This window comes from Armatimonadota bacterium, from assembly GCA_031081585.1.
GTDB classification, from domain to species: domain Bacteria; phylum Sysuimicrobiota; class Sysuimicrobiia; order Sysuimicrobiales; family Humicultoraceae; genus Geohabitans; species Geohabitans tengchongensis.
In genome coordinates, this window is sequence record JAVHLY010000053.1 from 1 (window position 1) to 9,873 (window position 9,873).

General features: G+C 74.5%; 9 protein-coding genes and 2 tRNA genes. 6 read left to right on the forward strand and 5 right to left on the reverse strand.

Going from position 1 to position 9,873, the window contains the following annotated elements; all coding sequences use genetic code 11:
• From RB146_13590 to RB146_13610, 5 genes are all read right to left on the reverse strand, one after another.
• Positions 1 to 214, reverse strand: a 214-nt coding sequence (locus tag RB146_13590) for a hypothetical protein (GenBank protein MDQ7829999.1), incomplete at its 3' end; no start/stop codon positions are given.
• Positions 215 to 320: 106 nt separating this feature from the next.
• Complete coding sequence (locus RB146_13595) at positions 321 to 1,472, reverse strand: tetratricopeptide repeat protein (protein MDQ7830000.1); 1,152 nt, start codon at positions 1,470 to 1,472, stop codon at positions 321 to 323.
• 249 nt (positions 1,473 to 1,721) lie between these two features.
• Positions 1,722 to 2,102 (reverse strand): hypothetical protein, encoded by a 381-nt coding sequence (locus tag RB146_13600; GenBank protein MDQ7830001.1) that lies wholly within the window; start codon positions 2,100 to 2,102, stop codon positions 1,722 to 1,724.
• An 80-nt stretch (positions 2,103 to 2,182) separates the two neighbouring features.
• Positions 2,183 to 2,256, reverse strand: a tRNA-Gly gene (locus RB146_13605).
• A 6-nt stretch (positions 2,257 to 2,262) separates the two neighbouring features.
• A tRNA-Tyr gene (locus RB146_13610) sits at positions 2,263 to 2,349 on the reverse strand.
• Positions 2,350 to 2,554: 205 nt separating this feature from the next.
• Between RB146_13610 and RB146_13615 the strand changes: the two genes are divergently transcribed.
• From RB146_13615 to fusA, 6 genes are all read left to right on the forward strand, one after another.
• Positions 2,555 to 2,827, forward strand: coding sequence for an HU family DNA-binding protein (locus RB146_13615; protein MDQ7830002.1), 273 nt, complete (start codon positions 2,555 to 2,557; stop codon positions 2,825 to 2,827).
• A gap of 162 nt (positions 2,828 to 2,989) precedes the next feature.
• Positions 2,990 to 3,847 carry a bifunctional methylenetetrahydrofolate dehydrogenase/methenyltetrahydrofolate cyclohydrolase FolD gene (gene folD, locus RB146_13620; GenBank protein MDQ7830003.1) on the forward strand — a complete coding sequence of 286 codons (858 nt, stop codon included), beginning with the start codon at positions 2,990 to 2,992 and terminating at the stop codon, positions 3,845 to 3,847.
• Between the two features lie 6 nt (positions 3,848 to 3,853).
• A complete protein-coding gene (locus tag RB146_13625; protein ID MDQ7830004.1) occupies positions 3,854 to 5,194 on the forward strand; it encodes a Mur ligase family protein in 1,341 nt (446 codons plus the stop codon).
• Positions 5,195 to 5,206: 12 nt separating this feature from the next.
• Positions 5,207 to 6,796 (forward strand): lysine--tRNA ligase, encoded by a 1,590-nt coding sequence (gene lysS, locus RB146_13630; GenBank protein MDQ7830005.1) that lies wholly within the window; start codon positions 5,207 to 5,209, stop codon positions 6,794 to 6,796.
• Entirely contained in the window at positions 6,793 to 7,743 is a 951-nt protein-coding gene (locus RB146_13635) for a D-2-hydroxyacid dehydrogenase (GenBank protein MDQ7830006.1), read from the forward strand. The genes lysS and RB146_13635 overlap by 4 nt, the downstream gene beginning before the upstream one ends.
• Before the next feature lie 43 nt (positions 7,744 to 7,786).
• Positions 7,787 to 9,873 (forward strand): elongation factor G (fusA, locus tag RB146_13640; protein ID MDQ7830007.1); only part of this gene is annotated, 2,087 nt, incomplete at its 3' end.

Consider the following 9,873-nt stretch of genomic DNA (forward strand, 5'->3'; position numbering starts at 1 on the left):
GGCGTTCGATCAGACCTGTCGGGCGCTGGGGATCCAGCACACGCGGACCCAACCCCGCCATGCCTGGACCAACGGCTTCGTCGAGCGCCTGCAAGGCACCATCCTGAGCGAGCTGTGGCGCCTGGAGTTCCGCCGACGCTTCTTCACCCGCGTGGCGACCATGCAGGACGCTCTGGATCGCTACCTGACGTTCTACAATCACCAGCGTTCCCACCTGGGGTATCGGACTCGAGGTCGTACCCCTGGCGAGCTCTTCATGCACCACAAGGAAGGTCTCCTCATGAGCAAGGTGTCAACACCCTTCCGCAACTTGACACACACTAGGGACGGATCGAGGGTAGCGGCGCGAGCCGCACTCCCTCGACCAGCATGCGCACGCTGGGCGCCGCCGGTTGGGGCCAGGTGACCCGCACGGTCGTCCCGGCGGGCGGCACCTCGACCACGCGCATCTGCTGCAGGCGGATCCGATCCCCGATCCCGGTGGCGAGCACCCGTGCGCGCACGCTGGCGATCGGGAAGCCTGCCGCGTCGCTGATGCGCAGGCAGAGGAGGTGCGCAGCCGCGCGGCCCGCCGGCACCAGGCTGCCGGTGACCTGCACGCGGCGCCGGGCGAGCCCGAGGTAGAGCTGGGGATCGACGGGGGCGAGCGCGCTGTGCCCCGCTCCGGGCGCGGGGGCCAGGACCTGGGCCTGCACCCAGAAGACGGGCGGCGTCGTGCCGAGCCGCGCACGGAAGCCGCCGACGTCGTCGGGCTCGACCGGACCCTGCACGGCCACCGCCGTGCGCACCAGGACACGCCCGTCCACGCCGAAGCCCACCACCTCGAGGCGCACCTCGGCCGGGTCATCCCCCGTGTTCTCGACCTCGCCGTCCACGACCAGCTCCTCCCCCTCCAGGCGGGCCTCCAGGGAGACGACCTCCAGCGGTGCCGGGGACGGGGCGGGAGGCGGAGGCATCCGGGGTGTGGGCAGCGGGGCGGCGGGCGGACAGGCGCGGTCGGGAGGGGGAGAGGCGGGAGGAGCGCCCGGTCCGCCAGGGGTGGACGACGCGCCCGGGGCCCCAGAGAGACGGCGCAGCCAGGCGGCCGCAGCCTCGGCGTAGCCCGTCCCCGGAGCCTCTCGCCGCACGCGCTCGAAGGCGACTCGGGCTCTCACCTCGTCCCTCTGCCGGGCATAGGCCACTCCAAGGTAGAAGCGTGCAGGGACGAAGCGCGGCGCCAGGGTGAGGGCCCGGCGCAGGGCCTGGACGGCGGGGCCGAGCTGGCCCAGCTGGAGGCGGGCGGCGCCCAGCCAGGTCCACGCCCGCGCGTCGTTGGGATGCTGCCGCACGGCGCGGGCAAGGACTGCGGCGGCGTCGGCATAGCGGCCCGCCTGATAGAGGGCGATGCCCTCCTCCAGTGGCGTGGCACCCTGGGCAGGGAGCGCCAGCACCAGGAGGAGCCCGACCAGCAGCACCACGCAGAGGCGAGTCATGGCCACCGCCCTCGACACGGCTCTGCTTCCCCGACGCCACGTGGACTTCCTCTCGTCTGGTCTGTCATTGGGCGGATCCCGTATCTCGCGCTGCACCGGCGGGCGCCTCCACGCGGCGACCTCGTCGCTCTTCCCCTCGGAGCGGCGGCGCTCGTTCCCTGGACTCCGTCGGCGGCGGGGAGCGGGACCGGCGGGTACCTATTCCCGGATCCGCACGGTCTGTAGGTGATCTCTCCGACCAGGGAGGGCTCAGTATACGTTCCGTCGGGCGATCCTGGCCTCTACCAGGTCCTCCTCCGCCTTCAGCCCTGCGTAGGCCCAGACGACGGGGGCCAGCAGCCCGCCCGAGATGAAGACCAGGACAAGCAGGATGCCGGCGTGCACCCACAGGCCCACCAGGAGGTACCAGATGGGGCCCAGCAGCAGGGCCGGCCAGTGCACCTGGAGACGGTTGGGGAAGGGGCGGTAGTAGAGGTCGGCAGGGTCCTCCGCCCGCGCCGGGGCGATGGGGATTTCGCGCGCCAGGGCCGCGCGGAAGGCCCGCGCGGGGCGGGCCTGGCTGTAGCCCAGCCACAGGCTGAGGGCCAGCCCGGCCAGCCCGGCCAGGACCACGAGCCAGAAGGTGGGCATCGGGACCTCCAGGCCGCGAGCGTCCGCCCCGGCCGGTCACATCCCCGTCCGGCCGGCGGGCGTCAGCACGCGGGCGTCGCTGGAGCGGGGAACGGGAATCGAACCCGCATCACCGGCTTGGAAGGCCGGAGCTCTGCCATTGAGCTATCCCCGCGACGGCTGGTGGGCGGGGAAGGATTCGAACCTCCGAAGGCATTCCGCCAGCTGATCTACAGTCAGCCCCGTTTGGCCGCTTCGGTACCCGCCCACGACCACGTCCATTATAGCGCGGTGCCCGGCGGTAGCACGGCGCCCGGCGGCGGCGAGGTGTGCAGGGGCGCGGGCGGGACGCGGCGGCTGGGGCGGCACACCGCCGCCGCGTGGGCCGGGAGCAGGAGTCCACGCGGATTCCCGCGAAGAGACGCGCGGACCGTGCACGAGGCGCCGCGTCCGCGGCAGAAAGGAGGTGACGCATGAACAAGGAGCAGCTGGTGGAGAAGGTGGCCGCCAAGACCGGGCTCACCAAGAAGGACGTCCTGGAGACGGTGAACACCACCCTCGACACGATCACATCGACGCTCCGCCGGGGCGAGAAGGTCACGCTGGTGGGCTTCGGCACCTTCCTCGTCCGCCGCCGGGCCGCCCGTGAAGGGCGCAACCCGCAGACCGGCGCGAAGATCCGGATTCCGGCCAAGCGCGTGCCGGCGTTCACTGCCGGCAAGGAGCTCAAGTCCGCCATCAGGTAGGCCCCCGTTCCTGCCCTCCGCCGGACACCGGCGGAGGCCCGGCGCACCGGTGCGACGTGGAGGCGGGCTGTGGCCTGCCTTCACGCTTTTTCTGCAGGGGACGTCCCCCGGGATTGCGGGGGCGGACGGGGAGCGGTGGGAAGGTCCGCGAGGAGGGAAGCCGTGGGGGCGAGGATCCTGGACGGCCGGCGCCTGGCCGCCACCGTCGAGGCGGCGCTGGCCACCGAGGCGTCGGAGGCGATCCGCCGGGCCGGGGTGAGCCCGGGGCTGGCGGCCATCCTGGTGGGGGACGATCCCGCCTCGTCCCTCTACGTCCGGCGCAAGGCGGAGGCGTGCGGCCGGGTGGGCTTCCGCTCGGAGACCTTCCACCTGCCCGCCGACACACCGGAGGAGGAGGTGCTGGCCCTCGTCGACGAGCTCAACCGGCGCCCGGAGGTCCACGGCATCCTCCCCCAGCAGCCTATGCCCGCCCACATCGACCCCTGGCGCGTCTTCGCCCGCATCCACCCCGACAAGGACGTGGACGGACTCGGGCCGGCCAACCTGGGCGCGCTGCTGGCCGGCGCCCCCGGGCTGCGCCCCGCCACGCCGCAGGGGATCCTGGCGCTCATCGCCCACGCCGGGATCGACCCGGCCGGGCGGCGCGCGGTGGTGGTGGGGCGCAGCCTCATCGTGGGGAAACCGACCGCGCTCCTGCTGCTGGCCGCGCACGCCACCGTGACCGTCTGCCACACCCGCACCCCCGACCTGGCCGAGCACACCCGCCAGGCGGAGATCCTGGTGGTGGCGGCCGGGCGGCCGCGGCTCGTCACCGGCGCGATGGTCCGGCCCGGGGCGGTGGTCGTCGACGTGGGCGTGAACCGCGTGGACGGCCGGCTCGTGGGCGACGTGGACCGCGCCAGCGTCGAGCCGGTGGCCGCCGCCCTCACCCCGGTGCCGGGCGGTGTGGGGCCGATGACCATCGCCATGCTACTGCGCAACACGTGGGAGGCCTACCGCCGCCAGGTTCTGCTACCATAGCACGAGGTGTCCCTGGACTTCCTCTTCGGCCTGCTCGACGCCGAGCGCTACCCGCGGCACCACGCGCGCGAGGCGGGGCTCGTGCGCATCGCCCGCCTGCTCCGGCGGCTGGACCGGCCGCAGCGGGACCTGCGCGTGGTGCTGGTGGCCGGGACCAAGGGCAAGGGGTCGACGGCGGCGATGCTGGCGGCGGTGGAGCAGGCGGCAGGGCGGCGGGTCGGGCTCTACGTCAAGCCACACCTGGTGGACTACCGGGAGCGCATCCGGGTGGACGGCGCGCTGATCTCGCCGGAGGCCCTCGACCGGGCCATCGCGCACGTGCGCCCGCACGTCGAGGCGGCGACGGCCGACCCCGAGGGCGTTCCCACCTACTTCGAGGTCTCGGTGGCGCTGGCGCTCCACCACTTCCGGGAGGCGGCAGTGGACCTGGCCGTGCTGGAGGTGGGCATCGGCGGGCGCCTCGACGCCACCAACGTGACCGACCCGCTCCTCGGCGTGATCACGTCGATCAGCCGCGACCACGTCGACCGCCTGGGCCCCGACCTCGGCGGCATCGCCCGGGAGAAGGCGGGGATCGCCCGGCCGGGGCGCCCGCTGGTCGTGGCTCCCCAGGGCCCGGAGGCCACGGCGGCGGTGAGCGCCGCGGCGGCGCAGGCCGGTGCGGTGCTGGTGCCGGTGGCCTCCCGGGCGCGCTGGGAGCCAGCGGCGATGACGCCGGCGGGCCAGGCCTTCACCCTGCGCACGGACGGCCCGCAGGGGAACGACTACGGGCGGCTGTGGGTGCCGCTCGTGGGGCGCCACCAGCTGGTGAACGCCGCCACGGCGGTGGTGGCGGCCGAGGTGCTGGCCGCCGATGGGCCGGCGCTGCCTGCCGACGCGGTCCGGCGGGGGCTGGAGCGCCTGGAGTGGCCGGGGCGCGTGGAGGTGGTGCGCCGCGGGCCCGACGTCGTGGTGGACGTGGCCCACAACCCCGCCTCCATGGGGGCCCTGCGCGACGCCCTGCTGGAGCTGTGGCCCGGGCGCCGGGTGGTGCTGGTCGCAGGCATGGTCGAGGGACACGACGCCGCAGCCACCGTCGAGCTCATCGCTCCCCTGGCGTCGGCCGCCGTGGCCACCGAGCCGCAGCACGTGCGCCCCATCCCCGCGCGTGACCTGGCCGCCCTGCTGCGCCGGCACGTCCGGCAGGTCGAGGTCCGGCCCGACCGGGCCGGCGCCGTGGCCCGGGGCCTGGCGCTGGCCGGCCCGGACGGCCTGCTCGTGGTCACCGGGTCTTTCTACCTCGTCGGCGAGGCCCGTCGCTGGCTGGTCCGCGCCGAGGCCGCGCCCCTGGGCGTGGCGGCGACCTGAGCGGCTGTGTGGGTGGACCTGCTCGCCGAGGAGATCCTGCGCACGCGCCCCGAGCGGGCGCACGTGGTGAACGACGCCTGGACGCCCAGCGGCTTCGCCCACCTGGGCTCGCTGCGCGGGGTGGTGCTGCACGACGCCGTGACCCGCGGGCTGCGCGAGCGCGGGGTGGCGGTACGCTTCCTCTACGGGTTCGACGACTTCGACCCCTTCGACGCCGTGCCCCCCTACCTGGACCGGGACCGCTTCGCCCCCTACCTCGGCCGTCCCCTCGCCGACGTGCCCTCGCCCGAGCCCCACTACCCAAGCTTCGCCGCCTACTACGCCCACCGCTTCAGTGAGACCTTCCGGCGCCTGGGGTGCACCCCGGAGGAGTACCGGGGGAGCGAGCTCTACCGCAGCGGGCGGATGAACGAGGCCATCCGCGCCGTGCTCGACCGGGCCGAGGAGGTCCTGGCCATCGACCGGGAGATCAGCGGCAGCCGCCGGCCGATGCGCCACCCGCTGCAGGTGCTCTGCGAGGCGTGCGGGCGCATCGCCACCACGCTCGTCACCGGCTGGGACGGGCGTATGGTGACCTACGCCTGCGTGCCGGACAAGGTGACCTACGCGCAGGGGTGCGGCCACCGGGGGCGGCGCTCGCCCTTCGACGGGGCGAGCAAGCTCATCTACAAGGTGGAGTGGGCGGCCAAGTGGTGGACGCTCGGCGTCACCGTGGAGGGCGCGGGGAAGGACCACTTCACCCGCGGCGGCACCCACGACGTGGCCAGTGCCGTGGCGCAGCGGATCTTCGCCTACCCCACCCCCTTCCCCATTTCCTACGAGTTCCTGCTGCTGGGCGGGCGGAAGATGTCGGGGTCCGCCGGCCGGGGCGTCTTCGCCCACGAGTTCCTGGAGATCGTCCGCCCCGAGCTCGTCCGCTTCCTGCTGGTGCGCGTCCACTACCGGGAGCAGAAGGACTTCGACCCCTCCGGCGACACCATCCCGCGCCTGTACGACGAGTACGACCGTGCCGCGCGCGCCTTCCGGGGAGAGGTGGACGACCCGGAGCTGGCCCGCACCTTCGCCTACGCCATGACCGCCGCGTCGCGGCCGGGCGCGTGGCGGCCGCGCTTCAGCCGCGTCGCCCACCTGGTGCAGCTCCCCGGCGTGGACGTGGAGGCGGCGGTGGCGGCGGAGAAGGGCGCCCCGCTCACCGAGGAGGACCGCGCCGAGCTGCAGCAGCGCGTCGAGGACGCTCGCCGCTGGCTGCGCACCTACGCCCCGCCGGAGGAGCGCTTCGAGGTGCAGCCGGCTCTGCCGGACGCGGCCAGGGACCTCACCCCCGCCCAGCAGGCTTTCCTGGCCCAGCTGGCCCGCGTGCTGGAGACGACCCCCTGGGAGGGGGAGGCGGTGCACGCCGCCATCCACCGCCTCAAGGCCGAGCTGGGGCTGCCGGCGGGCGAGGCCTTCCAGGCGATCTACCGTGCCCTGCTCGGGCGGCGCTCCGGGCCGCAGGCCGGCTGGCTGCTGGCCGCCCTCGACCGGACCTTCGTGGTGCAGCGGCTGCGCGAGGCGGCGGGAGCTGCGACCGCGGGGGCCGGGGCGGGAGTGGAGGGGCCGTGAGCCTGCACATCCTCGTCGCCGCCGACGTGGAGCCCCGCCACCTGGAGGCCATCCGGGCCGCCGCGCCCGGGCTGGCCGTCGAGCACACCACCGACCGCGCCCGGTTGCTGGCGCTGGCCCCCACCGCCGACGTCATCGTGGGGTGGAGCGTCCCCCCCGAGGTGGTGCGGCGGGCGGAGCGGCTGCGCTGGATCCACTCCACCGCCGCCGGGGTCGACCAGCTCCTCTTCCCGGAGCTGCTCCAGCGGGAGGTGCTCCTCACCAGCAGCAGCGGCATCCACGCCGAGCCGCTCTCCGAGCACGTGCTGGGGGTGATGCTGATGCTGAGCCGCCGCCTGCACGTCGCCGTCCGCCAACAGCTGGCCCGCCGCTGGGACCGGCGCACCGTGCTGGGGGACGAGCTGGGCGGCAAGACGCTGGGCATCCTGGGGCTGGGGGCGATCGGCCGGGCCATCGCCGAGCGCGCCCGCGTCTTCGGGATGCGCGTGATCGGCACCCGCCGCAGCGGGGCCCCGGTGCCGCACGTGGAGCAGGTCTTCCCGCCCGAGGGGCTCGACGAGGTGCTGCGCCGCAGCGACGTCCTGGTGGTGGTCCTGCCGCTCACGCCGGCCACCCGCGGGCTCATCGGGGCCCGGGAGCTGGCGCTGCTGCCTCCCGGGGCCTTCCTCATCAACGTGGGGCGCGGGGCGATCGTCCAGGAAGCGGCGCTGGTGGACGCCCTGCGCGCCGGCCGCCTGGCCGGGGCGGCGCTGGACGTCTTCGAGCAGGAGCCGCTCCCGCCGGAGAGCCCGCTGTGGGACCTGCCGCAGGTGATCATCACCCCGCACGTCTCGGGGACGACGCCGCGCTACTACGACCGGGCCATCCCGCTGTTCTGCGAGAACCTGCGGCGCTTCCTGCGCGGGGAGCCGCTGCTGAACGTGGTGGACCGGGAGCGGGGGTATTGACGCGGCCGCCCGCCGGCGTCGGGTGGCGAGCTGAGGTGAACCCATGAAGCCCTACCCCATGGACCGCATCCGCAACGTCGCCGTGGTGGGCCACGGCGGCACCGGCAAGACCACCCTGGTGGAGGCGCTGCTCTTCACCGCCCGGGCCATCGACCGCCTGGGCAGCGTGGAGGCGGGGACGACCACCACCGACTTCGACCCCGAGGAGGTGCGCCGCCGCCACACCATCAACGCGGCGCTGGCCCCCCTGGAGTGGCGGGAGCACAAGATCACCCTCATCGACACCCCCGGCTACCCCGACTTCATCGGCGAGGTGGTGGGGTCGCTGCGGGTGTGCGAGGGCGCGCTGGTGGTCGTGGACGGCGTGGCCGGCGTCGAGGTGCAGACCGAGAAGGTCTGGCAAGCCGCCGCCGACCAGGGGGTGGCCCGCCTGGTGGTGGTGAACCGCCTCGACCGGGAGAACGCCAGCTTCGAGCGCGCGGTGGAGTCGCTCCGGGCGCGCTTCGGCGCCGGGGTGGTCCCGCTGCACCTCCCCATCGGGGCGGAGGGGGCCCTGCGCGGCCTGGTCGACCTGGTGGCGCTGCGGGCCTACACCTGGCGCGACGGGGAAGTGCGCGAGGAGGATGTCCCCGCCGAGGTGCGCGAGGAGGTCGAGCGTGCCCGGGAGCGCCTGATCGAGGCGGCCGCGGAGGCGGACGACGCCCTGGTGGAGACCTACCTGGAACAGGGGACCCTCAGCGACGAGGAGGTGCGCCGCGGGCTCCTGGCCGGCGTCCGGCGCGGGGCGCTCATCCCGGTGCTCGCGGCCGCGGGAGGGCGTCTCATCGGCGCGGGGCCGCTGCTCGACGCCATCGTCGCCCTGCTCCCCTCCCCGGCCGCCGTGGCGGAGGTGCGCGGCACCCGGCCGGGCGGCGAGGAGGTGGTCACCCGCCCGGCCACGCCCGACGCGCCGCTGGCGGCGCTGGTCTTCAAGACCATGGCCGACCCCTACGTGGGCAAGCTCTCCTACTTCCGCGTCTACGCCGGGCGGCTCAGCAGCGACTCCCAGGTGCTGAACGCCACGCGGCAGAAGGTCGAGCGCGTGGGCACGCTCTTCTTCCTGCGCGGCAAGCACCAGGAGCCCACCGGCGAGGTGGCGGCCGGGGACATCGGCGCCGTGGCCAAGCTGGCGGAGACCGTGACCGGGGACACGCTGAGTGCGCGCGACGCCCCCATCGTGTTGCCGCCGGTGCGCTTCCCCCGCCCCGCCATGACGCTGGCCATCGAGCCGCGCAGCCGCGGGGACGAGGACAAGCTGGCCGCGGCCATCCACCGGCTGGCCGAGGAGGACCCGACCATCCGCGTCTACCGCGACCCCGAGCTGCGCCAGACGCTCATCGCCGGCATGGGGGAGTCGCACATCGAGATCATCGCCGACCGCCTGCGCCGCAAGTTCGGGGTGGAGGTGACGCTGGCGCCCCCGCGCGTCCCCTACCGGGAGACGGTGCGGCGGCGCGCCACCGGCGTCCAGGGGCGCTACGTCAAGCAGACCGGCGGCCGCGGGCAGTACGGGGTGTGCGTCATCGACGTGGAGCCGCTGCCGCGCGGCGGCGGGTACGAGTTCGTGGACAAGATCTTCGGCGGGGCCATCCCCAACCAGTTCATCCCCTCGGTGGACAAGGGCGTGCGCAAGGCCATGGAGGAGGGGGTGCTGGCCGGGTACCCGGTGGTGGACGTGCGGGTGACGCTGGTGGACGGCAAGTACCACCCCGTCGACTCCTCGGACATCGCCTTCCAGATCGCCGGGTCGCTGGCCTTCAAGGAGGCGGCGCAGCAGGCCGGAGTGGTCCTGCTCGAGCCCATCATGACGCTGGCGGTGCGGATCCCCGAGGAGCTGCTGGGCGACATCATGGGCGACCTGAACGCCCGGCGGGCCCGCATCACCGGCATGGAGTCCCAGGGGGACGGCACCACGGTGGTCCGGGCGCAGGTCCCGCAGGCGGAGATCCTGCGCTACGCCTCCGACCTCCGCTCCATGACCGGCGGCCGCGGCACCTTCGAGGTGGAGTTCTCCCACTACGAGGAGGTCCCCGCCCACGTGGCGGAGCGGGTGGTGGCCGAGGCGAAGCAGCAGAAGGCCGCCGCGGCCAG

Bases quoted from the DNA above. Each gene is read 5' to 3' on its own strand.
- RB146_13595 (MDQ7830000.1), bottom strand. From the start codon at position 1,472: ATGACTCGCCTCTGCGTGGTGCTGCTGGTCGGGCTCCTCCTGGTGCTG.
- RB146_13600 (MDQ7830001.1), bottom strand. From the start codon at position 2,102: ATGCCCACCTTCTGGCTCGTGGTCCTGGCCGGGCTGGCCGGGCTGGCC.
- RB146_13615 (MDQ7830002.1), top strand. From the start codon at position 2,555: ATGAACAAGGAGCAGCTGGTGGAGAAGGTGGCCGCCAAGACCGGGCTC.